Annotated in this window: 16 protein-coding genes; 5 read left to right on the forward strand and 11 right to left on the reverse strand. The window is 58.0% G+C overall.

From position 1 onward, the window contains the following. A partial coding sequence (locus DBR44_RS12870; protein ID WP_124644445.1) for an S-layer family protein occupies positions 1 to 3,299 on the forward strand: 3,299 nt, incomplete at its 5' end. Between the two features lie 143 nt (positions 3,300 to 3,442). Here DBR44_RS12870 and DBR44_RS12875 read toward each other — a convergent pair. Both DBR44_RS12875 and DBR44_RS12880 read right to left on the reverse strand, forming a co-directional pair. Continuing rightward, the gene (locus DBR44_RS12875; RefSeq protein ID WP_233578537.1) at positions 3,443 to 5,359 is read right to left on the reverse strand and encodes a LapD/MoxY N-terminal periplasmic domain-containing protein; all 1,917 of its coding nucleotides are present in this window, start codon (positions 5,357 to 5,359) and stop codon (positions 3,443 to 3,445) included. Positions 5,360 to 5,367: 8 nt separating this feature from the next. Next, the gene (locus DBR44_RS12880; protein ID WP_233578538.1) at positions 5,368 to 6,042 is read right to left on the reverse strand and encodes a transglutaminase-like cysteine peptidase; all 675 of its coding nucleotides are present in this window, start codon (positions 6,040 to 6,042) and stop codon (positions 5,368 to 5,370) included. 153 nt (positions 6,043 to 6,195) lie between these two features. On the opposite strand from DBR44_RS12880, the gene DBR44_RS12885 reads away from it, so the two are divergent. After that, a complete protein-coding gene (locus tag DBR44_RS12885; RefSeq protein WP_124644448.1) occupies positions 6,196 to 7,734 on the forward strand; it encodes a TolC family outer membrane protein in 1,539 nt (512 codons plus the stop codon). Positions 7,735 to 8,261: 527 nt separating this feature from the next. Here DBR44_RS12885 and DBR44_RS12890 read toward each other — a convergent pair. Beyond that, on the reverse strand, positions 8,262 to 8,936 hold the full coding sequence (locus DBR44_RS12890) for a DNA-binding protein (RefSeq protein WP_124644449.1): 675 nt from the start codon (positions 8,934 to 8,936) through the stop codon (positions 8,262 to 8,264). Positions 8,937 to 9,269: 333 nt separating this feature from the next. After that, positions 9,270 to 10,319 (reverse strand): FimV family protein, encoded by a 1,050-nt coding sequence (locus tag DBR44_RS12895; RefSeq protein WP_124644450.1) that lies wholly within the window; start codon positions 10,317 to 10,319, stop codon positions 9,270 to 9,272. Between the two features lie 68 nt (positions 10,320 to 10,387). Between DBR44_RS12895 and DBR44_RS12900 the strand changes: the two genes are divergently transcribed. Then, positions 10,388 to 10,840, forward strand: a complete 453-nt coding sequence (locus tag DBR44_RS12900) for a hypothetical protein (RefSeq protein ID WP_124644451.1) — start codon at positions 10,388 to 10,390, stop codon at positions 10,838 to 10,840. A gap of 467 nt (positions 10,841 to 11,307) precedes the next feature. On the opposite strand, the gene DBR44_RS12905 is transcribed toward DBR44_RS12900, so the two are convergent. The 4 genes from DBR44_RS12905 to DBR44_RS12920 form a co-directional block, all read right to left on the reverse strand. After that, positions 11,308 to 12,957, reverse strand: coding sequence for a methyl-accepting chemotaxis protein (locus DBR44_RS12905; protein ID WP_158613611.1), 1,650 nt, complete (start codon positions 12,955 to 12,957; stop codon positions 11,308 to 11,310). 214 nt (positions 12,958 to 13,171) lie between these two features. Then, entirely contained in the window at positions 13,172 to 13,969 is a 798-nt protein-coding gene (locus DBR44_RS12910; RefSeq protein WP_124644453.1) for a TatD family hydrolase, read from the reverse strand. A gap of 44 nt (positions 13,970 to 14,013) precedes the next feature. Then, the gene (locus DBR44_RS12915) at positions 14,014 to 16,998 is read right to left on the reverse strand and encodes an EAL domain-containing protein (protein WP_124644454.1); all 2,985 of its coding nucleotides are present in this window, start codon (positions 16,996 to 16,998) and stop codon (positions 14,014 to 14,016) included. 168 nt (positions 16,999 to 17,166) lie between these two features. Beyond that, positions 17,167 to 17,502, reverse strand: coding sequence for a hypothetical protein (locus tag DBR44_RS12920; RefSeq protein ID WP_124644455.1), 336 nt, complete (start codon positions 17,500 to 17,502; stop codon positions 17,167 to 17,169). A 103-nt stretch (positions 17,503 to 17,605) separates the two neighbouring features. Between DBR44_RS12920 and DBR44_RS12925 the strand changes: the two genes are divergently transcribed. Both DBR44_RS12925 and DBR44_RS12930 read left to right on the forward strand, forming a co-directional pair. Then, positions 17,606 to 18,217, forward strand: a complete 612-nt coding sequence (locus tag DBR44_RS12925; protein ID WP_124644456.1) for a hypothetical protein — start codon at positions 17,606 to 17,608, stop codon at positions 18,215 to 18,217. Between the two features lie 237 nt (positions 18,218 to 18,454). Further along, entirely contained in the window at positions 18,455 to 20,686 is a 2,232-nt protein-coding gene (locus DBR44_RS12930) for a TonB-dependent receptor (protein ID WP_124644457.1), read from the forward strand. A gap of 225 nt (positions 20,687 to 20,911) precedes the next feature. On the opposite strand, the gene DBR44_RS12935 is transcribed toward DBR44_RS12930, so the two are convergent. The 3 genes from DBR44_RS12935 to DBR44_RS12945 form a co-directional block, all read right to left on the reverse strand. After that, positions 20,912 to 21,592 (reverse strand): M24 family metallopeptidase, encoded by a 681-nt coding sequence (locus tag DBR44_RS12935; RefSeq protein WP_124644458.1) that lies wholly within the window; start codon positions 21,590 to 21,592, stop codon positions 20,912 to 20,914. A 427-nt stretch (positions 21,593 to 22,019) separates the two neighbouring features. Continuing rightward, positions 22,020 to 22,634, reverse strand: a complete 615-nt coding sequence (locus tag DBR44_RS12940) for a hypothetical protein (RefSeq protein WP_124644459.1) — start codon at positions 22,632 to 22,634, stop codon at positions 22,020 to 22,022. A gap of 3 nt (positions 22,635 to 22,637) precedes the next feature. Further along, positions 22,638 to 23,765 carry a DUF262 domain-containing protein gene (locus tag DBR44_RS12945; RefSeq protein WP_124644460.1) on the reverse strand — a complete coding sequence of 376 codons (1,128 nt, stop codon included), beginning with the start codon at positions 23,763 to 23,765 and terminating at the stop codon, positions 22,638 to 22,640. Between the last annotated feature and the right edge of the window lie 135 nt (positions 23,766 to 23,900).

Here is a 23,900-nt window from a genome sequence, read left to right on the forward strand (position 1 = left end):
CCAGCGACAGTGCGGTACGTGATACCACCGCGCCGGATACGCCGGTGGTGACCATTCTGGCCAATGGCCTGACCAGTAATTACTACGGTCTGAATGATTCGGCCATTACCGGAACAACACCGCTAAGCCAGGTGCTGAGCGATATTGCCAGCCATAGCCCGACGGCTACTTTTGTGGCCGACGCGCTGAGTTTTGGCGTGGCCACCACGGTGACCGGCAATCTGGGTGCCAGTGGCAATCTGGCCAACTTCCTGGGCAGCAACGCCAGCAATGTGCAATACGCCAGCACGTATGGTTCCACCAATCAGGCCATCATCAGCATGAATGGTGTGTTCGCGGCATCGTCGGGTACTTACAAGCTGACGGTGTTGGCGGACGATGGTTACCAGATCATCGTGGATGGGGTGACGGTTGCCACCAGAAACGCGAATCAATCGCCGACCGGTACCGACTTCTCCCTGACTCTGGGTGCCACGGCGGGTAATTTGCATACCATCCAGATCGTGTACTGGGATCAGGGCGGTCAAGCCATGTTCCAGAGCACGCTGACACCGACTGGCGGCACGACTGCCAGCGTCATCAGCCTGGTGGGCAGCAATACCATGACGGCTACCGTCACGCTGGACGCCAAGGATCAGACCGAACTGAACAATAGCGGTACCGTGCATATCACTTCCAGCACGGGTACGGATGTGACGCTGCACCTGAATTCCAGCAATCAGCTGGTTGATGGCAGCGGCCTGGTGTACAGCTATCAGAATGGTGTGATTTACCTGCCGGTGACGACGCCGCCGGTTGGGACCACGCTGACGGTGAATGCCACCGTGACCGATCTGGCAGGTAATACCTCTGGTGTGGGCAGCGATAGCTACCACTTGCCAACCACGCCGCCGGTGGTGATTACCACCGACAGCAATCAGGATGGCTACCTCAACAGCACGGAAACCACCAATGGTACCGTGACGCTGCAATCGACGGTGACCCTGGACAAGAGCCTGATCAGCGCCGGTGGCAGTGCCAACCTCACCGTGACCGACAATGGCGTGGTGACCAAGCTGGTGGTTAACCATGACGGCACCATCAACGGTGCTGCCAACGGGGTTACGGCCAGCTACAACGCCAGCACCGGCGTGGTGACGCTGAGCATGCCGGAACCGGGTGATGGCAAATCGGTCAGCATTTCGGCCACCCAGACCGATACCCATGGCAATGTCTCCAGCACGGGTAGCGCAGCTGCCATTGAAGACATTAGCGGCCCGTCGGCACCGACTGTGGTGATTGCCACCGACGTCAACAACGACGGCTACATCAACAAGGCCGAGCAGGGCAGCGCCACCACCGATACGGTGAATATCGGCCTGCCGAGCAATGCCAAGGCTGGCGACACGCTGAATGTCACCATCAATGGCGTGGTGCAGAGCGGCCATGTGCTGACGGCTGCTGAAATCACCGCCGGCAAGGTGGTGCTGACTCCGGCCACACCGGCCGATGGCAGCACGCTGACGGTAACGGCTTCGGTCAGCGACCCGGCCGGCAATACTTCGGCCAGCGCCAGCGACAGTGCCAAGATTGATCTGACGGCACCGACCATTGCCATTGCCACCACGCTGTCCGGTGATGATGTGATCAATGCCGCCGAACACAATCAGTCACTGCTGGTGAGCGGTAGCACGGTAGGTGTGGCCGATAACCAGAAGGTGGATGTGGTGCTGAACAACGTTCACTACACCGCTACGGTAAGCGGTAATAGCTGGTCGGTAACCGTACCGGCGACCGATGTGGTCAAGCTGGCGGATGGTAGTGTCACGGTGACGGCCAATGTCAGCGATACCGCCGGCAATGCAGCCACACCGGCCACCCATGTACTGACGGTGGATACCACGTTGCCGACCATCAATCTGGTATCGAACATCACGACGACCCAGTTGTTCAATACCACCTGGGAAGCCACCAACCAGACAACCACCTCGACAACAGCCGAGGGCTGGACGCTGGTGACCAGCAACGATGTGGCACCTGGCGGTATCAATGGTTTCGAGATCTGGACTTCCAGCGACACCATGACCACGGCCAGCGGCAGCACCATCACCCCGGCTTCGTCTACCGGTGCCGGCAACACCCACTGGATTGAGCTGAACAACTCGGCTACCAACATTATCCAGACGCTGGGCATTACCCGTACCGTTGCCACGGTGGCGGGGGCGGAATACCAGTTGTCCATGGATTTTGCCGGTCGGCCGGGTTATTCCACCGATATCAACAAGATCGGCATCTATGTGGATGGCAAGCTGGTGGCCGAATATTCGGCGACATCCGGCAGCACACTGGACTGGCGCAATATTTCCTTCGACTTTACCGGTGCCGGCGGCAATCAGGTCATCACCATTCTGACCGACACCCCGGCCAGTGCGGTCGATTCCAGTGGCCGTGGTGCCATGGTGGACAATATCGTGCTGACCCAGGGCGGTTTCCAGGCCAGCGATGCGGCAACGACCACCATCGCCCTGTCCAGTCTGATGACGGCTTCGCATCCGGTGGCTGTCAGCACGGAAACCCTGACGCTGAATATCAGCGGCCTGACCTCTGCCGAAGGAACGCCATCACTGGTGCTGCATGGCACGACCTACACCCCGGACGCTTCTGGCAACCTGACGGTAACGGGTCTGAGCCTGAGCGATCTGCAAAGCGGTTCCTTGCAGTTGTCCGGCAGCTACCATGGACAGGTCAGCTTCAACGCCACCGTGACCGCGATTGAAAGCAATGGCAATACAGCGACCTCGTCGACTGTGCCGGTGTCTTTCCTGGTCGGAGCTGGTAATGAAGTACATGGCACGGCGGGTACTGACTATCTGTACGCCGGAACCGGTGCCACCTTGCTGCATGGTGGTGCGGGTAACGACACCATGACCAGTGGCACCACCGGTGTGGATACCTTCAAGTGGGTGCTGGGTGACCAGGGCACGGTAGCAACGCCGGCCGTGGATACCATCATCAACTTCAAGACTGCAACGGTGACCAATGGTGGTGACAAGCTGGATCTGCGTGATTTGCTGGTAGGCGAAAGCCATAGCGGTACGGATGTCGGTAACCTGAGCAATTACCTGCACTTCACCACCAGCACGACTGCTGGGGTAACCAGCACGGTGATTCATGTCAGCGAAACCGGTAATCTGGCCGCGCATGAGACCCAGCAGATTGTGCTGCAGAATGTTGACCTGACCCATAGCGGCACCACGCTGCTGTCGGACAGCCAGATCCTGCAAAACCTGCTGAATGGCGGCAAGCTGATCACCGACTAAGCCAGCCCTAGCCCGCACAGCCGACAGCCTGACACGCTGTCGGCTTTTTTATTGTGACCAGCGCTCAGCGCCGGCCGCGCCAGGCATGAAAAACCCCGCGTCCAGTGGCTGGAGGCGGGGTGTTGGCAGCTCATGTGGGGCGCTTAGCTGATGGCTGGCCCGGTCAGGCAGTGCACACCCATTTCGATGAGCGCTGTGGCATCCGCGGTATCGTTGACGCCCTTGGCTTCCAGCCGCACTCCCATCAGCGAGGCCATGCGCAGCAAACCACGCAGCAAGGCGGCACGGCCCTCGTCACTGTGCATGCCCTGGGTGAGGGTGTTGTCCAGCACCAGATAGCTGATGCTGGCTTCGTGCGTGCGTGCTACCAGTGCCATATTGTGGCCCTGTATTTCTACCGCCAGCTGATGGCCTGCCGGGCGGATGGCGCGGCTGAAGGCGATAAAATGCTCCCAGTGCTCGTCCAGCCCGGTTTCGTGAAACTCGAAATTGATCTGGCGCTGCGGGTGCTGCTGCAGCAAGTGCAGGATGGCCGGCAGGAAGTCGGGGTGATGCAGCGAAGCTGGCGACATATTCACTGCCAGCACGCCTTGCGGGCCCTGTTGCAGCGCCAGCGCCAGGGTATTGATGTCCAGTCGGTGGATCAGCCCCAGCCGGGCGGCCTGGGAAACCAGCCGCAGTGCACTCATGGCCGGGATCTGTCCGCTGGCCGGGCGAAACAGCATGCCTTCATGCCACAGTATCGTCTTGTCCGGGTCGCATACCGGATACCAGCGCAGCTGCAGCGAGTTGTCCTGGCAGACGGTTTCCAGCAGCTGCTTCCAGTCAAAATCGCTGGTCTGCTGCGGGTTGCCGGCCCCGTCATCCAGTTTCCAGCTATTGAGCGGCTGGGCTTCTGCCACGGTCAGGCTATGGCTGGCGCGGGTCAGTACTTCGCCCAGTTTGTCGCCGCTCTGGAAGTGGGTGATACCAATATGGCCAAGGCCGGGCTGGTCGGACAATTCCATCGTCCAGTACACCGGCCATAGCAGGCAGAGCTCATCTGCCAGCTTGCAGGCTTCTGCTGCGCCCAGCTCGGGGCAGAACAGGGCAAAGTCGGCACCGCGCAGGCGGGTGGCCATCCAGCCGCGATGGTGCTGGCACTGGGTGGACAGGTCGTCGGCCACGCGCTTGAGCAGGGCATCGGTGCGGCGGCCACCCAGGCGCTGGTTGAGCTCGGCCAGGCCGGCGATGCGGATCAGCAGCAGATGTCCGTTGGCTGGGTCGGCTTGTGGGTCGAGCAGGCTGGAGAAGCGTTGTTCGAAGGCTTCGCGGTTGGGCAGGCCGGTGCTGCTGTCGGTCAGCGCGGCACGCCGCAGGCGGTCCACCTCGTCGCGCAGGCCGAGCAGGTAGTTTTGCAGTCGCTCCACCATGGTGTTCATGGCGCTGGCGACTTCGGCCAGCTCGGGGATGCCGGGAATGGGAATGCGCATGAAGCGCTGTTCACTGATGGCGTGTGCCTGTTCGACCACCGCATGCAGCTGCCGGCGCAGGCTGCGGATATCGAAAAAGCCGAGCAGGCCGGCTGCCAGGCCAATGACCACCAGCCAGAACACGGTTTGCAGCGCCCCTAGCCAGAGCGAGCTGTAGGCATAGCCCAGATGGGCCACGACCACGATGCGGCCAGCCTGTAGCCAGCCATTGCTGACCTGGGCCTGGCCACTTTGCGGCCTGAGCGGCAGCAGGCGGTGAAACCAGCTTGGCGTGTCTTCCAGCCCGTTGTTGTTGCGCAGGCGGATGGCGGCATCGGCAGGTACGCCTTCCCAGCGCACTTCGGCGAAATGTCCTTGTTCGAAAGCGGCGCTGAGCAGGGTTTGCGCCATCACCGGATCAGCCTTGTACTGGGTGACCATCAGTGCCAGCGAGTTGGCGGTATCGGCGCTTTGGGCGCTCAGTTGCTGCTCCAGGTAATTGCGGGCATTCAGCAGATTGGCAATCAGTGCGCCGCCAATGGATAGCGTCATCAGCAGCAGCAACAGCAGCCACAGGCGCTGCACCAGGGAAAGTTTGCGTGTAATCACGGGCATGCTCAAAAAGAAAAGCCTTCAGTTTTCAGTTTATCCAGCAGCTGTTTCCAGCGGGTCAGCCGGTTGACATTGTTGTTCTGTGTAGCGCCTACCCAGATGCTTTCCATATTGAAGCTGAACACCGGAATCAGGTCGGGGCGCTGCGAGGCAGGCTGGATGCTGGTGATCAGGTTGTCCAGAATCAGCGGCTCCACCGTGGGCGTGGGGTAGTATGCCAGCACCATGTGTGCCTGGGTGATATTGCTGTTGGGGCCACCTATGCGCGCTTTGACATAGGTCAGACGAATCTTGTCCGGCGATACGCCCAGCAGGCGCAGCGACACATATTTGCCGATAACAAAGCCTTTGCAATCAGCCATGCCCTTGCCGAAAGTTTCCAGTGGCGTGGCCCAGTAATCTTCCTGTCGCCATACCTGGCTATTTTCTGCATAAGTGATGCGGCGATTGAAAAACTCGTTGACGTCTTTCAGGCGCTGGCTGTCGCTGCTGCCTGCGGTATTCAGCATGCTCTGCCATTCCCGATACAGGCGCTGCGCCTGTGGCCCGTAGCGCGCTACCGTCTGTTCGCTGGGCAGGCTGCTGCCGGTGACACCAAGGCAGAGAAACCACAATAGCAAAGGCAGTAGCAGCAGACGTACCACGGCAGCCGAGAATGAACTCAGTCGCGGGTGACGCAAAGGTAAGGTTCTGGCTGCGCAAAGCTGGGGCATGATCTTGATCTGGAACAAAAAGTTGCAGCGTTCGGAAATTTCCGTGTGTATAATTTTATATATATTGTGTTTTAGTTATTAATTATAAATAAACAAGATATTTGATATGGGGTAGTATTCATGAGAAGTCTACATAAATCCATCAGATTGTCGGCAGCATTGGCTTTCGGCGGTATTACTGCAGTACTGCCACAGCATGCTTTGGCGATCGATGTAGATAATGCTGTACAACAGGCGGTGCTGAATAACCCGGAAGTGCTGGCCAAATTGCATCAGTTCCGTGGGGCGGGACAGGATGTGAATGTAGGCCGTGCCGGTTATATGCCGACTGTCGATCTGACCTATGAATCAAATCGCCAGCGTTATGACTACCCCAACAATGTTGGTGTGGCGGATCAGAATTACACTACCCGAGGCTGGAAACTGAGCCTCAGCCAGAACCTGTTCCAGGGTCTGCAAACCTATAACACGGTCAAACAGCTGGGCTACGATCAGCAAGTGCGCTATTTCGACTTGCTGGATACATCGGAAAGCATTGCCCTGCAAACCATCCAGGCCTACCAGGATGTGCTGCGCTATCGCCAGCTGGTGAACAGCGCGCAGGAAAACTATGCCATCCACAAAGGCATTTACGAACAAATCGAGCAGAAGGTGAACGCCGGTGTCGGCCGCCGCGTCGATCTGGAACAGGCAGCAGGCCGCCTGGCCCTGGCCGAAACCAATCTGCTGACCGACACTTCCAATCTGCATGATGTGTCTGCCCGCTACACCCGTCTTACCGGCAGCGAAGCGCCGGCACAGCTGAACGAGCTGCCGGTGCTGACCGAAGCCTTGCCGCGCAACAACGACCTGATCAAGAACGCTGTCTTGCACAATCCGGCTTATCTGGGTGCGCTGGCGAATGTCCGTTCCGCCTCTGCCGAAGTGAATGTCCGCCGTGGTGCTTTCTCGCCCACGCTGGATTTGCAAGCCAGCAAGGCTCCCACCGACAGCTATAACGGGTACAACGGTCGCACCAATATCTCGTCGACGGCCATCATCTTCAACATGAACCTGTTCCGTGGCGGTGCTGACCGTGCGCGCCTGGGTTCGGCTGCCGAGAAGCTGAATACCACCCGAGACCTGCGCGACAAGGTCTGCCGTGATATGCGCCAGACGCTGAGCATTGCCAACAACAATATTATCAAGCTCAAGGTGCAGATGAACTCGCTGCGTCAGCATCAGCTGTCCACCGAGAAGGCACGTGATGCCTATCGCAAACAGTTTGATATCGGCCAGCGTACCCTGCTGGATGTGCTGGATAGCGAGAATGAATTGTTCGACGCCCAGCGCGCCTACATCAATGCCCAGTCCGATTACAAGCTGGCCGAAGCCACTGTGCTGGGCAACTCCGGCCGCCTGCTGGAAACGCTCAGACTGAAACCGGTGGAAAGCTTCCAGACTGACAGCAGCCTGAGCGATGAAGAGCAGAACGCCTGCAGCACGGCCTATACCGCACCTACCCTGATCGATGTGCAGTCGATTCAGGCGCGGCACTATGAGGCAGCGAGTGCTGAACCGGTTGTGGCACCGGCGACTGCGCTTGCCGCTGCGGTTCCGGCCAAGCTGGCACCGCAAAAAGCCAAAAAGAAGAAAATCGCGGCATCAATGGCCAATTAAGCACAGGCTGGTCTGTTGCGTTGCACGCAGCAGGCTGGCTTTGTCTGGCAAGAACGGGACAGCAATGTCCCGTTTTTCTTTGGAGAAGGCCTAAGCGCCTGTTCAAAGTCTCGCGAGCTAGAGTGAGACAAGGCGAAAATAACCGGGAACAAGTGGGAAAGCGGAGTTTACCTAGAGTAAATGAGCATTCCACAGGCGTTTTTAACGCAGTATCAGCCCCATCTCGACTCAATCCAGCAGACTATGAACAGGTTCTAAGGGTGGCATAGCGGCCGTAACAAGTGCTGTGCCAGCTGTTGCTAGCATGCCGGGGTAGTCGTAGACAGGCGGTGTGGCCGGGGCTGGCGTGGATGCCAAGCCGCAAGGGCGGGTAGGTCGTGCGGACAGCGTGGCCGACAGGAGAACGGTGTGCTGCCCGCTGGCACATGCAGCAGGCACGACAGCACCGTTCCCGTATCCGGTATTACATTATTTTCCTGCCAGGCAATGACGCACTCAGCCAGCGCGTTTTCGACATTGCCAGCTGATCAGGACATCTTGACGAACTTGCTCACGCGATCTGCAGCGTCAGCCTGCTCGGCTTCCGCGCCATTTGCCAGGTCGGCAGCTTGCGGCGGAGTAAAGGCCGATTCCTGCGGTTCAGTACGCAGACGGTGTTCCAGTTGCTGTACGGTTTCTTCCAGCACGGTCACCTTTTCCTGGGCACTGACAGCCTTGGTGCCGAACTCGTGCAGCTTGGGCAGCATCTGGTTCAGCTTGTTTTCGTTGGTCGTGTTGATGCTCAGCTGATGCGACAACTGTTTCTGGGTGGCGATCAGCTCCTGGGTCTGGCGGTCGTATGCCATGGACAGTTCCAGGCGCAGGCGTTCCAGTTCGTCGCGTTCCTGTTCCCAGGATTTTTGGGCAGCGTACAGATTCTGGTTGGCGATTTTCTTGGCGCATTCCCAGACACTGGACAGCATTTCATTATAAGTCTTGGACAGTTCTTCAGGCGTATTGCCGCTCAACTGGGTAGCGGAAGCCGGCAGAACCTTGCGCCATTCTTTCAGCACCTGGCTGGCGGTCACCATGTCGATGCCAGCGAGTTCCCGGACCTTGTCAAGCGCCGGCATTTCGCTTCTCCCCGATTGCTCGTACAGCAGGTTGGCAATAGAAAAAATCCGATCCCTGATTTCAGTCGGCACTTGCATCCGATTATCCATTTTAACTCTCCTGTCTAATTGCACTCCACCCTGGCTTATCAGAATACCATTGTCGGAAGTGCTAAAATTGCTTACCTACAGTTTACCACCCAAAGTGGCCAAAGTGAGCCAACGCCATAAATGGTTAAATCAGCCTGAGCCATGCCGGTTACCGCTATTCAAACGCGATTCAGCGGCATGCTCCGCCATATTCAGTCCATCTTTTACAAGCAAGATGGTGGCGGCTGATTAGACCGGCACCATCTTCATTAATTGGCACAGTGCTATTCGCATGGATTGCTAATATGCCGCGTTTTATTGCATATGCTTGCCATGTATCGGCAAGCGCTATGACTAATTCTTCAACTGTTGTTGCAGCTTTTCGATCCGCTTGTTCAGACCATCCATCTTTGTCAGTGCTTCGTCAATGGAGTGCAGTTTCTTTTGCAGCTCTTCAATGCGCAGATCATCATGGCTTGTGCTGGGCTGGGCGGAAGCCGGTTTGCCCACGGGAGCCTGCTTGATGTCGATGGCTGGCTTGTCTGCCGTTTTGCCAGACGGCTTGCTGGCCGGCTTCAACACGAATTTTGTCTTGGCTGGCAGTTTGTCAGAATGCAGGATTTTATCAATCTGGCCTTTTGATACCGCCTTGATCCGGGATGTTTCGGGCAACTGCAGCAAGGCACCCTGTCTGAGCCGGTTGGGGTTGCCACCGACAAAAGCATGCTTGTTGGCCAGGTACAGAGCGGCCATGGTCTGGTTGATGCTGGTATTGGCCGGTTTCAGCTGGCGTGCCAGACGCCACAGGCTGGCCCCACGGCTGGCCCTGATCTGCTGCAAGGCAGCCGCCTGTTTGGTCTCTGGCTTGCTAGCGGCGGCAGGGGGGCTGGCCGGCTCACTACGCATCACCGGCGGTGTGGGCGGCTGCATGCTGACCTGTACGGCAGTGGCTGCCGGAGCTGCTGGCGGAGCGACTACCGGGACCGGGACCGCTTGTGCCACTGGAAGCTGGGCATCGGCCACTGGCTTGCTTGTTGCCGGTGCCGTGTTCGGACTCAGAATGGCAGTATATTCCCGGACCTGCCACTTAGATAAAGCCTCGATTTTAATGGCGAAGCGCAGATACGCTTCATCAATAGGCTGATTCGAGCTGATATGAATCATGCCGCCCTGATCGGAAGAAAGCAGGGTAAAGCGCAGGGAGGACAGAAAGCGGGAAGAATAAAGATCGGGGTCGCGGACTTCCGTTTCACCGGCCAAGGCGATTCTGGCATTATCCAGTTCTTCTACGGAAAATCCGACCAGATTAATATCAGCCTGAAACGGTTCGCCCAGGTGTGATTTGACCTGTAAATCTCCCAGGCCGGCCAGTGCATTGGCCGACAGGAAGGAAGATACAATCATGCTCCCCAGCTTGATTTTATCGCAACCCGACATGATATTGCTCCAGAAATTATTTCCATAAACAGGCTATGGAAGCGGCCATTGCACGGTGGCTGGTCGCTGGAAATTTTGATTTATTAGTTTGCACTGCCGTTTATTATTTGCCTGGCAATCATTGTTTTACTGCTGAAAAACAATATTGCGGCTGTTGCTCCGGCAGGGTAATTATTTGCGGCTTTATTTATTATGTTCAGTGCGCTATCCTGTTTCGGTCCTGCCTGAAACACACTGCTGTTTACTGTGGCCAGCACCGGCCACTTGGCAGCGGCTGCAAGCAGAACCACACCGTCGGCTCCTGCCAGGTACACCGGCCTCTGTTCAGGTACAAGCCTGCCCATCCTGCGGGCACATGGCTGCCAGCTTCTGCCCTGGCGCTGTCGCGTAAAGAGATAGTAAAGCTGTTTTATTGCGTCTTTTCGCCCGGTTTGCCAGCGACCCATCGTTTTTTCAATGTTTTGCCAACAATTTTCCCATTTGCGTAACGACTTTTCCTTTAAAACAGCTCATAAATCTGTTGAGTTTGTAGGCATTGTACTGTCCTGTCAATCGCGGAAGTGCTTGTCATGTCCGAGCCTGGATTCTGCTCTGAAAGTAGTACTGGCGGCCCGGTATGGCAAGGCATGCGGGGCGACGCGGCTTTGATTGCGATTTGTCGCGGATATTGTCAGCCAGGTATGGCAAGAGCTGCCAGGGCGCGGTGTCGCAGACAGACAAAGAGCCGCTCGCAGAGCGGCCCAGGCTGCTGACAAAGTTATTTGGTGCGATTGCACTGGACCCGGCAAAGCCGGGCCTCTCGACTAAGTGATTGATTCCGCAGCCTTCCAATTTACTCCCAATCCCCCCGCCCTTGCCCTGCAAGGGAGCCTCGCTTTCCTTTCGAAAAGCGAGAGGGGTTTGTCAATAATCTGAGCCGCTCGCAGAGCGGCCTTTGAGGGGAGGGCAGGCAGCGTCAGACGCGGAAGCGGTTCAGGCTGTCGTTGAGGGCTGCCGACAAATCTTTCAGCTGCTGGGCCAGCTGGTGCGATTCCTGGACCGAGCGGTTGGTATTGTCGTTCATCTGGGCGATCTGCTCGACATTGCGCGCCACATCCTGGCTGGCCTGGCTTTGTTCCTTGATGGCACCGGCGACATCGCCGATCTTGTCTACCGAGCGTTGTGACAGATCGCGGATCAGCTGCAGCGAGGTGGCTACCTGCTGCGTGCTGCTGACGCCGGTTTCGATGCGGGCATTGGCTTGCTGCATGCTGTGGAAGGCTTGCTGGGTATCGGTCTGTACCCCGGAAATGCGCGAGGAAATTTCGGCAGTGGCTACGCTGGTGCGTTCGGCCAGCTTGCGTACTTCATCGGCCACCACGGCAAAGCCACGTCCCATTTCGCCGGCACGTGCCGCTTCGATGGCGGCATTCAGTGCCAGCAGATTGGTCTGGTCGGCGATATCGCGTATCACCTTGACGATGTCACCGATCTCGCCGGAGCGCTGGTTGAGCTGGTCGATGACGCGCGAGGTTTCGGTAATGCTGTTGGCGATCTGGCGAATCTCGGCGGCCGCCTGAATGGCTAGCTGGCTGCTCTGGGTGGCTTCGCTGGTGGCATGGCGTGCCTGTTCTTCCACGCCCTGGGTGTTGTCCGACACCATGTGGATGCTGACGGTCATCTGCTCGATGCTGGCGGCACAGGCGGAGGCGGCTTCCGATTGCTGGTGCGAGGCCTTGGCCACGTAGTCGCTGACATTGCCCAGTTGGTCGGCCACACCGACCAGTTGCGAGGAATAGCCGTGCGATTCCTGGATCAGCGTGCGTACCGTGCCCACCAGATCGGCTACCGAGCGGCCCATGCTGCCCAGCTCATTGCGGCCCAGATCGGGAAACTGGTGGGTCAGGTCGCGGCTTTGTGCCAGATGCTGGCTACTGTCGCGCATGCTGTTGAGCGGGTGGCGGATGGAACGGATGATGAGCCAGGACAGGGCAATGCCCAGCAGCAGGGCGATGGCCAGCAGCGCCAGTACCGCCGTGCGTACCGAGGTCGACGTGGTATTGATCTGGCTGCCCAGTGCGTCCACGGCACCCACGGCCGACTTGCTGATGGTCTGTAGCATCTCTTCCATCTGGTGCACGTTTTCCTTGTACTTGCCAATGGCGGCATTGCCGTCGGCCGGTGTGGTGATGCTGCCGGCCTCCACCTGGGTGCTGACTGCGGTGAAACCATCAGCATAGGCTTGCAGCAATTCGCCCTGCCGCGTCACCGGGCCGGTAAGCGTGGCGCTCAGGCTGTTATTGCCCACGTTCAGTTCCTGCAGCAGAACCTTTACCGTTTCCTGTGCCTTGCCATAAGTGTCTTTCCATTTGCCCAGATACTCGCTGCGTTTCTCTGCCGAGGCGACATTGAGGAAATAGTCTTTTTCGAAGCGGCGCAGATTGCCCATGTGCACGCGCAGCTGCGATACATCACGGAAAAACACCAGTTCGTGAGTGGAAACGTCTTCGACACGCTGGTCGATGCGGCCGAGCCCCTGCAGGGTAATGCTGCCGATGATGGCCAGCGCCACCAGCAGCAGGCTGAAGCCTGTGGTGATGCGCGTGGCGATGGATAGATTTTTCATTGAATTCCCCGAACCTCGTAGCCAGACAGATGGATGACGGATGGGTGCTTGCATGCTGTGGTAATCAACAGTCAGCCATCTCTATGACTGGTTGATGACGCCAGGGGCCGGACCTGTTTTTATTGCTGTTGCCAGCCGTCGTCGTGACCATGCCAGCCACACCCGGCCGGCACATTAGCATGGTATAGCTTAACAATCACCCCTTGTCGCCAGGTTAGCCGCTTGGCAAAGCCAGGCCGACTGCCTGATAGGTATTGCGCCAGAGGGCAGGTGTTAATGTATTCAAGTCGATATTTCGCAATTCGGCCATGATGATGGCGAATTTTTCCAGATTGGCCGGCGTATTGGGCTGCTGTGTTGCCCATTGCGGGCGGATGTCGGGGGCGTCGGTTTCCAGTACCAGCGCCTCCAGCGGCAGCGTGGCAGCCAGCTCACGGATACGGCGCGAACCGCTATAGCTCATCGCCCCGCCAAAACCCAGTTTGAAACCCAGCTGGATAAAGGCATCGGCTTGTTGCCGGCTGCCATTGAAGGCGTGGGCAATGCCACCCGGCACGGGAATCTGGCGCAGGTATTTCAGAATGCGATCCTGTGCGCGGCGCACATGCAGCAACACCGGCAGATTGTATTTGCGTGCCAGTTTCAGCTGTTCCACCAGCAATTGCTCCTGGCGGGTGGCGTCCAGCCCCGGCACATAGAAGTCCAACCCGATTTCTCCCACCGCCACCGGTGCATGCTGTTGCAGATGTTGTTCCAGCAGTTGCAAGTGGTCATCCATATGGCGTTGCAGATAGATGGGATGCAGGCCGAAGGCAATCCAGCAGCCATAGCGCTGGCGCATGGCCAGGCTGTCGGCAAAGCTGTCGCTGTGGATGGAGGGCAGCAGTAGCTGGCCGATGCCGGCGGCTTGGGCTGTGGCGACGATGGCATCGCGCTGGCCGTCGAATTCCGGCGCATCCAGATGGCAGTGCGAGTCGATCAGGCAGTGGCCGGGTGCAGGCTGAAAGCGCATGGCGGGCTCCACGGGGTGAGGGCGCATTGTGTAATTAGCCGCTGTCAGCGACTGGCCAGCAGTCGCATGAAATGGCCAATCGACATCGGCTTGCCGAACAGATAACCCTGGAAGGCGCGGCAGTGCTGTTGCAGCAGGAACTGGCGCTGGCTGGCGGTTTCCACCCCCTCGGCAATCACTTGCAATTGCATGCTGCCGGCCAGGGCGACAATGGTGCGGATGATGGACACATCGTTGACATTGCTGTCGATGTCGCGCACGAAAGACTGGTCGATTTTCAGTTGGTCCAGCGGCAGGCGCTTGATGTAGGACAGCGAGGAATAGCCAGTGCCAAAGTCATCCAGCGAGAAGCCCACGCCATCCTGTTTCAGTGCCTGCATCTTGCGCACGGTGTCGTCCACATCCTGCAGCAGCAGGCTTTCGGTCAGCTCCAGCTTCAGTTGACGCGCCGGTGCGCCGCTTTGCTGCAGGGCCATCCTGACCATGGCCACGAAGCCGGCCTGATGGAACTGGCGGGCACTGACATTGACCGACAGCTCCAGCTGGGCGGTGGCCGAATCTGCCGCCCATGCCGCCAGCTGGCGACAGGCGGTGTGCAAGACCCATTCGCCCAGCGGCACGATCAGGCCGGATTCTTCGGCCAGCGGGATAAAGCTGGCCGGTGTCACCAGCCCGTATTCCGGCCGCTGCCAGCGCAGCAGGGCTTCGGCACCGGTGATGCGGCCGTCGGCGTCCACCTGTGGTTGATAGAACAGCTGGAACTCCTGCTGTTGCAGGCCACGGCGCAGGTCGGCTTCCAGCTCGGCGCGGGCGGTGACGGCCTGCTGCATTTCCGGATCAAAAAAGCGCAGCGTATTGCGCCCGGCACCCTTGGCCTGGTACATGGCCAGATCGGCCCGTTTCAGCAGTTCTTCCACCGTGGTGGTATTGCCGAAGAACAGTACCGCACCCAGGCTGCAGGTATTGTGGTGGGTGCCTTCCAGCATGGGGTAGGGGCGGGCGAGCGAGTCGAGGATGCGCTGGCCCAGCTCGCGGGTTTGTTGTGCGGCCTGTTGTTGCTGCGGGCTGAGTCTTTCCAGCATGACCACGAATTCATCACCACCCAGCCGCGCCACGGTGTCGCCGCTGCGCAGGCAGTCATTCAGGCGTACGGCCACTTCCTGCAGCAGGCGGTCGCCCATGTCGTGGCCCAGGGTGTCGTTGAGGGTCTTGAAGTTGTCCAGGTCGATAAACAGCAGGGCGCCGGTTTGCTGGTTGCGCGCGCTGTTGTCCAGCGCGACTTGCAGCCGGTCCAGCAGCAGGCGACGGTTGGGCAGCTGGGTGAGCGGGTCGTAAAAGGCCAGCCGCTTGATCTTGTCTTCCGCCGCTTTGCGCTGGGTGATGTCGCTCATGGTGCCGACGTAATGGCTGACCTCGCCATTGTCACCCAGCACCGCGCTGATGCTCAGCCATTCCGGGTAGATTTCGCCGTTCTTGCGGCGGTTCCAGATTTCCCCCTGCCAAACGCCTTGTTCGCGCAGGCTGAGCCACAGGCGGCGGTAGAAGGCCGCGTCGTGCCGGCCGGATTGCAGGATGCTGATCTTGCGGCCCACCACATCTTCAGCCGGGTAGCCGGTGATTTTGCTGAAGGCGCTGTTCACCCGCAGGATGACGGTATGGCAGTCGGTGACCACCATGCCTTCTTGTGCTTCGAAGGCGGTGGCGGCGATGCGCAGCAGCTGCTCGGCATGCTTGCGTTCGGAGATGTCACGCGAAGACGCATACAGATAGCGCCGGCCGCCGATATCCATCGCCTTGGCATTGACCTCCACCTCGATCTGGCTGCCATCCTTGCAGCGGTGGCGGGTTTCGAAGCGATAGCCCTGTCCGCTCTCGTCTTGCAGCAGTTGCTCAAGCAAGCCCGATGGCACGGCGTCATTCCAGTCGGAAAGTTGCCACTGGCGCTGGCGCATTTCATCTGGCGCATAACCCAGCATGCTGGCGAAAGAGTCGCTGAATTCGGTGAGCTGGCCGTGCTCATCCAGGATGTGGATGCCGTCCGCGGCCGTCTGCAGCAGGGCGGCCTGGCGCATGGTTTCTGCCAGCGCGGCATGTTCGGCGGCCTGGCGATCCGAGGTTTCCTGTGCCAGCGCGCGGGTGCGCAGCGCTACCAGCAGGGCCAGCTCGGCGCGGTGGCGACGCAGCTCCAGCATCTGCCAGGCCAGCCAGCCCAAGAGAAAGCTGATGACCAGCACCAGCGCGCTGTTGATGACGATGCGGTGCTGATCGCGCCAGCCACCCTGTGGCTGTACATCCAGCGTCCATACCCCGTTCGGCATGTTGATGTAGTAGTGCACCGGGTCGCCCAGCGCCTTGCTCTTGCTGTCTGCGCCGGCAATGATCTGCACCTGCCTGGTGTCCGGATGCAGCCGCCACAGGCGGTATTGATAGCCGCGCTGCGGCAGCCAGTCCAGCCCGGCACCATGCAGTACATCGGGAAAACGTACCAGGGCGATGGCAAAGCCCCAGAAGCGTGGCTTACCGCTGTTGTCGCGGCCAATGAAGATGGGCAGGCGGCCAACGGCACCGATACCGCCTTGTAATAGCGGGAAAGGGCCGGCCAGGGTCATCTGGCCGGTATCGCGCGCCATGAAGGCTTCCTTGTTGCGCGCCGGATCGGCCAGCAGATTGTGGCCGATGGCCTTTTCATTGCCCTTGAACGGATAAATCTGCTGCACCACGCCGGCGGGTGCCAGTTGCAGCGACATCACGCCGGGGTAGTAAATGATGAGCGGGCGGGCGAAGGTGTCAAAATCGTCCAGCTGGCCACGGCCCTGCCGCACCATGGCGGCCAGAGCATAGGTGGAGGACAGGGCGCGGTCCATGGCAACCCGTACCGCATTGCCACGGTCGCTGGCGTCGGCCAGCGCCTGGGAGCGGGCGACGTTTTCGTCTTGCCGCGCAGTGAAATACACCACGCTCATGCCGACAAGGCAGGCAAGCAGGGCGACCAGCAGGCTGATCAGCCAGGAGCGCCAGATTTTGTTCACGGTAGCCAGTGCAGATGAGTGGAAAACGGCAGCGCAGCAACCTGACCGTTGCGCTGCCAGGCCATGGCAGGCAGCCTGCACATAGACCCGCTAGTGTACTGAGCAATTTCCTGACTTGTCATGCCAATCGCAAGTCATCTCACACTCTTTTGCGCCGTATCAGGCGGTTTACACGAATAGCGCGGCCACGACCCCGCTGAAGGCCACCACGATGGACAACATATAGAGCTGGAAGGTGTGCTGATAGTAGTGACCGGCCCGCTGCAGCGGATAGCGGTTGTTCAGCAGCCGGTACAGCACCAGCAGCATCATGCTGATGGCGGCCATCAGCGTGAGCACCACCACCCAGTCGGCCCGGCCCTGGATGGCCGATTCACCATTGTCCTTGATCGCCCACTGGCCAAGAAAGCCAAGCAGAAAGCCGAGAATGATGCCGAGAGAGGTCACCATGGGCTGGCGGAAATCACGAATATCCTGGTTCATGTCTGGTACTTGTTCGGTCATGGCGCGCCTGCTGTTGTTTGTTCGCCAGACAGTGTAATTTGTCCTTTCAGGCCCGGCCAGCCAGCGCCGCCGGCCCGCCGGGCTGTCTACGTGGAGTAGGTCGATGCGCTGTCTGCCGCTGTTGTTGCTATTGCTATCGGGCTGCTCATGGGTAGAGCCGGTGGGTGCTGCCGTGTCGTCATTCAGTGTGGCGGATAGTGCCGGCCCGGCGTGCGAACGGGTGGCCGTGGCGCTGACACAGCACACGCAGAGCCATTCGGTCTGGGATGCGCTGGGCGGCTGGGGGCAAGGCGTATCCCACATGAGGGCTAACCGGGCTGATTTCTACCTGTTCCGGCCAGCGAGCGGCCAACTGAGCAAGTTGCTGAGCCTGGAAGCCCGCGCGCGCTGGCGGCAGTCGGATCGCTATCAGATGCGCCCGCGCATCCTGCCTGATGGCAGCCTGTTGTTCAGCCTGCACGGCTGTCCGCCGCAGCAGGAAAACTGTACCGAGCTGCAATACTACACACTGTCGGTAGAGGGGGCTTATCAGCAAATTGCTGCCTGGCCGGCGGCATCGGCACAGGAATCGGCCAATCTGCGGCAATGCACCACTTCGCTGAGCTATCAGGGTGGTAAGACCCTGATCAATATCGGGCCAAGCGGCGGCCCCTGGCGGCCTGTCCTGCAACTGGAAGACGGTGTGTTGCGGCCATTTGCTTCGCCAGCGCCCTGAATCGGGCTGCCCACTCCACCGTCAGCACGTCCCCCCTGCGGCAATTGGTCACATCCCAAGCGGGTGGCAAATTGCTACTCTCGCCCCGGCTGCTGAGCCAATAACAGTTGGCCTGCAGCGCCAGCAAGCCTGTTTTGTGTTCCCCACCAGCCGGAATGGGCTTGCCAACAAGATGGCAGGCAAGCTGCGCCTTTGACCTGGCCCGCATTCCATTCCGTTGCTCACTTGGGAAACATCATGCAATACCATCAGAAGCCTGCCGTGCTGGCAGTGGCCCTGGCCTTGTCCGCGCTGTGTCACAGCGCGCTGGCAGAAGACAATAACGCGCTGCAAAGCATGCCGGAGGTGGTGGTTCACGGCACGCGCCCGGATAGTCTGGCCGACGGCAGCAAGCTGGACGCGGCCCAACTGTCCGCCCAGAAAGCCCGCAGCAGCGACAGCGCCCAGCTGTTGCAGGACATTCCCGGCCTCAGCCTGCATGGCGCGGGCGGTTTCTCCAGCCTGCCGGTGCTGCGCGGTCTGGCCGATGACCGCCTGCTGACCAAGACCGATGGCATCAGCCTGGTTTCTTCCTGCCCCAATCACATGAACTCGCCGCTGTCCTATATCGATGCCAGCAAGGTGGACAGCGTGCAGGTGTATAACGGCAGCGCCCCGGTCAGCGCCGGTGGCGACAATATTGGCGGCGTGATCGTGGCCAAGGCCGCCGCCCCGCGCTTTGCCGAAACCGGACAAACCCTGCTGACCGGCCAGATGGGCGCTTATTACCGCAGCAATGGCGATGCCAGCGGCGCCAACCTGTCTGCCACGCTGGCCAATGACCATGTCAGCATCAACTACAGCGGCTCCACCGCACGCTCCGGCAATTATGATGCTGCTGCCGCCTTCAAGAGTGCCGGAGCCTCCACTGGCCGCGCCTGGCTGGATGGCGACACGGTAGGCTCCAGCGCCTACCACACCCAGAACCATGAAGTCAGCGTGGCCTGGCGCGACAGCTACCAGCTGCTGGAAGCCAAGGTGAGCGTGCAAAACACCCCGTACGAAGGCTTTGCCAACCAGCGCATGGACATGACCGACAACAGCAGCAGCCAGTTTAATCTGCACTACAACGGCCAGTTTGGCTGGGGTGAACTGGATGCGCGGCTGTACGACCAGTATGTGCGGCACAGCATGGACTTTGGCGATGACAAGCAAACCGTCTATGGCAGCTATGGCGGCATGCCGATGGACACCGCCAGCCACGCACTGGGCGGGGCGCTGGTGCTCGATCTGCCATTGAACCAGCGTGACCAGCTGAAGCTGGGGGCTGAATTCCAGCGCTACGGCCTCAACGACTGGTGGCCAGCCGCCGGCAGCGGCATGGGCATGATGAGCCCCAATACCTTCTGGAATATCCAGGACGGCAGCCGCGACCGGCTGGATGTGTTTGCCGAATGGCAGGCCGACTGGACCCCGCAATGGCGCAGCATCCTCGGCCTGCGCGCCGCCCAGGTAAAGAGCAATGCCGGCAATGTGGCGGGCTATAACAGCATGGCCGCCTATGCCACCGATGCTGCGGCTTTCAATGCGCTGAACCATCAGCAGACTGACCACAATCTCGACCTGTCCGCCCTGGCACGCTACACCCCGTCGGCCGGGCAGCAGTACGAGCTGGCCTATGCCCAGAAAACCCGCTCGCCCAATCTGTACGAGCGCTATACCTGGTCCAGCATGGGCATGGCCGCCATCATGAACAACTTTGTCGGTGACGGTAACGGCTACTTCGGCAATCCCAGCCTGAAGCCGGAAGTGGCGCATACCCTTAGCAGCAGCGCCGACTGGCACGCCGCCGACGGCAGCGCCTGGGGCCTGAAAATCAGCCCCTACTACAGCTATGTGCAAAATTACATCGATGCCCAGCGCTGCGGCACCAGCCTGTGTGGCGGCAGCAGCAACCTGAGCAGCACCAACAGCTATGTCACCCTGCAATACGTCAACCAGAATGCCCAGCTATACGGCGTGGATGTCAGCGGCAAGCTGCGGCTGGCCAATGGCCCGCAATACGGCAGTGTCGATGCCACCGCCCAGCTCAGCTACACCCGTGGCGAAAACCTGAGCACCGGCGACAATCTCTACAACATCATGCCGCTCAATGCCAAACTGGCGCTGGTGCACACCCTGGGTAAGTGGAGCAATACCGCCGAGCTGCAGCTGGTGCGCGCCAAGACCGATATCTCCGCCGTGCGTAATGAAATCAAAACGCCGGGCTACAGCCTGTTCAACCTGCGCAGCCGCTATGAGTGGAAACAGTTCAGCGTGGATGTGGGCGTGGACAATGTGTTCAATCGCTACTACGTACAGCCGCTGGGCGGAGCCTATACCGGCCAGGGCCGGACCATGGCGAAGAACCCCAGTGGGCTGGGCGCATGGGGAACTGGCGTGCCGGGTGCTGCCCGCTCGCTATATACCGCGCTTAATTACCAGTTCTGAGCGCACACCGGCGGCAGGCTGCCCTGCGACACGATGGCGTGGCGGGGCTGGCCGCTGGTGGCCAATCCTGCATGCCGGCGATTTCCAGCCTGCTTAGCCGGAAATCCGGCAACGGCTTGGCACTGCCAGCCAGCTGTCAAACGTGGCCTGTGCGACTGTGGGCCGTGGCAAAGTGCCGTAGCAAAACAGCAGCTGAGCATAAGCCTGGCTGCTGTCGCTTACGGTTCAGCGCCCAGCATCGCGCAGCAGCAGGTCTTCATAGAACGCGCCATACGGTAGCGTGGGGTGGCGGATCTGGATTTCCAGAATCCACAAGCCGGTGTCCGGGCAGGCCGCAAAATCGCCCAGCGAACCGGCCTGGTAAATCGCATGCGGAAAATCGCAAACCCGGTGCCCCTTGATATCCAGATTCAGCTTCCAGCCCATGGCGGCGGCCTGCTCGGCCGCATAGTCGTACAGCGCGCTGCCGGCGCAGCCATCCTGCTGCCACTTTTCGCTGACCAGCTGCCACAGCGTACGGGCCGCCGCCGCGCAGGCATGCATGTCGCCATCCTGCCCCACCACAAAGGTATCGCCGGCATCGCCCTCGTGGCCATCCCACACCACACCCAGGTCGATAAAGAAAATATCGTGCTCACCCAGCACATTGTCGGGGTCGATCTTCTGCTTGAAGGTTTTCAGCGTCGAATGACCAAAGCGGATGACGATGCCATGCCAGATCCGCTCCATTCCCATGCGCGCCAGCGTCGCCCGCGCCAGGTCCTTGGCCTGCTGCTCGTCCATGCCGGGCCGAATCTGCGCCGCAATCAGCCGCACCGCCTCGAAAGTCTTGTCACGCGCATAGCGCATTTTGGCAAGGGAAAAACCGGAACCGACAGCTTCCTGCTGGGCCAGGGCATCCGACATGGCAATCCCTCCAAGGGTGGTGGCTGAAAAATGAATTCATCATATCCATGCCACTGCCGAGCGCAAGAGTCATGAACAAAAACCAGCCAAGCGGGACGAGAGGGCGACTGCTTCAGGCTGGCAGCGTGGTTGGATAATGCGGGCAAGTACCCGGAATAGACGGGTGGCAACAAGGTAGACCACGACTGGCTCGCACAGGGCTGGGTTTGCCAGATTGCTCAGGACAATAAAAAACCCGCAGAGCGTGGTGCTGTGCGGGGTTCTGGACTTACTGGGACTGCTCTGTACGTTGCGATGGTCGGGGTCTCTATCGAATGATGTCTCGAAAGCATTGTCCGGTAAGGATTCTGTGTGGTGTGGTAATTGTTTGTACCAACAAATATACCAACAGTGTTGCGAGACTGATCCACTACCACTCGTAGAGAGTCTAACTTGTTAAGTCAAAATATAAGGCGAGCTGTTCTACTAAATATTTAGCAGAAGCAAATTCAGTGCTGGGTGCATTGATAGTTGAAGAGTGTCGTGTGCTTTGGTGAGCTACATCACCTCGATTTTTTCCGTAACTGTTAAGGCTGGCAGAGAGCGTTGAATCGATTTCGTCTGCAGTTTTTCCTGCAAAAATCGATAGCATGTTAAACGCCCCTTCCTTAATTCCATTGTTTTCTCTAATAATGCCTCGTGCTGTTCCAAGCATATTGGAGATGTGGCCTTTTAAAGATTTCTCATCAAAAGCATGAGCTGGGTCAAGTGGGTGCTTGGCTGCAATTGATATGTAAAATAGCTCCGGAAAGCTTCGGGATGAACCTGTCCCGGGTTGAATTAGCTGATAATTTATATTATCTAAGTTTTCTTTTGCTTTGCGCTCCAAGAAATCTTCTATTTCAGCATGCATTAAAAGTCTGAATGCAGCTATTTTATCTAGGTCAGGTGAGAATGTTGTTGGATTGGCTATTTCTGCATTTATTTGATCGTCTAGGAATTTTAGCTTCAGATCAGAGAGTCTTGCTTTTAAGTGAGCGAAGTGAATACATTGAGTTGCCATTTATTAAGCAATCCTGTGTGCATTTCTGTCGTAAGTTTTTCCTAGGCATGCAGATAATTTTTCACCCCAAATGTCAATGCGTTGGAAAGTTGCAACGACTGTTTTAGGTGTTTTCTCTATCGAATCTTTAAATGTTTGAATTGTACATGTTTCTTTAAATGATTCAATTACTGCAACTTTACGAGTTATAGCTTCGGCGGCAACGTCGGGCTGTGCAAAGAATCGTGCGATGCAATCAAATACTGCGCGATTAATGACGCGTTCGTATTTGTCCCCAGTCCATTTTTTAAATGAATCATTTTCAAATATCTGATGCACGGCATTAAGAGCAACATCTAGTCGATTGAATATGTCCTCGATTTGTTTTGATTTTGCTGCCCAGTCATTTTCAAAGTATCGAGTGTTGCTATCAAGAAATTCTTTGAAGTCCCCTTTGTATTCGGTCAGAGATTGGTCGTATGCAATAAAGCGCAAGACCAACTCCGAATCTCTCATTCTTTTATCTAAGCTATCCCCAAATACCGATTTGAATGAGTTGCTACCTAGCATGTAATTGTCAATAGCACTAATGAGATTTCCCCCGATCAATGCTTTACGAAGCTCTTGGGGGGAGAGTGGCAAGCTACCACTATTCAAGCGAAAGAAAGTGACGTAGAGAAAATTTTCATCCTGCCAATTTCTAATAACACTTGCCCTAATCGTCGCATTTTCTAAGTATTCGCGATCTTCTTGAGGTAATTCATTGAACGCTTTTGCATTAAGGTCGTTTCTCATGTCAAGACCTTTAAGCTTATACTTGCTTTGTAGGTATTCGCTCACCGCAACAAGTCGCTGCTTGCCGTCGATGACGATAAATTTCCCACGAGAATCTTTGTTTTCTGCAAGAACAATGTTTGGTACAGGTAGCCCAACAATAATGGACTCTATTAGTCTACTTTTTCTTTCATCATCCCATGCGATTCGTCGCTGAAATCCAGGTTGTAAATCAATATTACCCTTCTCGATTTGAAGGTTAATTGTCTCAATTGTCCAATCAGCATTCAGAACTACCGCATCTTTGAATGATACTGGTACGAGGATGTCATCCTCGTTTTCCTGCTGATCATCGGGGGTTAGTTCGAACTCAGTCATGCCAATTTCCTATATGTTTCTATAACAATGTTAGATGTATTTTTCCATCTTACCCCATACCCAGGGTATGACTCACAGGGATCGATTACAGGGTTTGGAAGTAAAGTGTCCGGTTCTCTATGGTCGGCACCGTTG

It is taken from the genome of Aquitalea sp. FJL05 (genome assembly GCF_003852595.1).
Classification (GTDB): Bacteria; Pseudomonadota; Gammaproteobacteria; order Burkholderiales; family Chromobacteriaceae; genus Aquitalea; species Aquitalea aquatilis.

Bases quoted from the DNA above. Each gene is read 5' to 3' on its own strand.
- DBR44_RS12930 (WP_124644457.1), top strand. From the start codon at position 18,455: ATGCAATACCATCAGAAGCCTGCCGTGCTGGCAGTGGCCCTGGCCTTG.
- DBR44_RS12945 (WP_124644460.1), bottom strand. From the start codon at position 23,765: ATGACTGAGTTCGAACTAACCCCCGATGATCAGCAGGAAAACGAGGAT.
- DBR44_RS12885 (WP_124644448.1), top strand. From the start codon at position 6,196: ATGAGAAGTCTACATAAATCCATCAGATTGTCGGCAGCATTGGCTTTC.
- DBR44_RS12920 (WP_124644455.1), bottom strand. From the start codon at position 17,502: ATGACCGAACAAGTACCAGACATGAACCAGGATATTCGTGATTTCCGC.
- DBR44_RS12905 (WP_158613611.1), bottom strand. From the start codon at position 12,957: ATGAAAAATCTATCCATCGCCACGCGCATCACCACAGGCTTCAGCCTG.
- DBR44_RS12940 (WP_124644459.1), bottom strand. From the start codon at position 22,634: ATGGCAACTCAATGTATTCACTTCGCTCACTTAAAAGCAAGACTCTCT.
- DBR44_RS12890 (WP_124644449.1), bottom strand. From the start codon at position 8,936: ATGGATAATCGGATGCAAGTGCCGACTGAAATCAGGGATCGGATTTTT.
- DBR44_RS12925 (WP_124644456.1), top strand. From the start codon at position 17,606: ATGCGCTGTCTGCCGCTGTTGTTGCTATTGCTATCGGGCTGCTCATGG.
- DBR44_RS12900 (WP_124644451.1), top strand. From the start codon at position 10,388: ATGGAAGCGGCCATTGCACGGTGGCTGGTCGCTGGAAATTTTGATTTA.
- DBR44_RS12895 (WP_124644450.1), bottom strand. From the start codon at position 10,319: ATGATTGTATCTTCCTTCCTGTCGGCCAATGCACTGGCCGGCCTGGGA.
- DBR44_RS12910 (WP_124644453.1), bottom strand. From the start codon at position 13,969: ATGCGCTTTCAGCCTGCACCCGGCCACTGCCTGATCGACTCGCACTGC.
- DBR44_RS12935 (WP_124644458.1), bottom strand. From the start codon at position 21,592: ATGTCGGATGCCCTGGCCCAGCAGGAAGCTGTCGGTTCCGGTTTTTCC.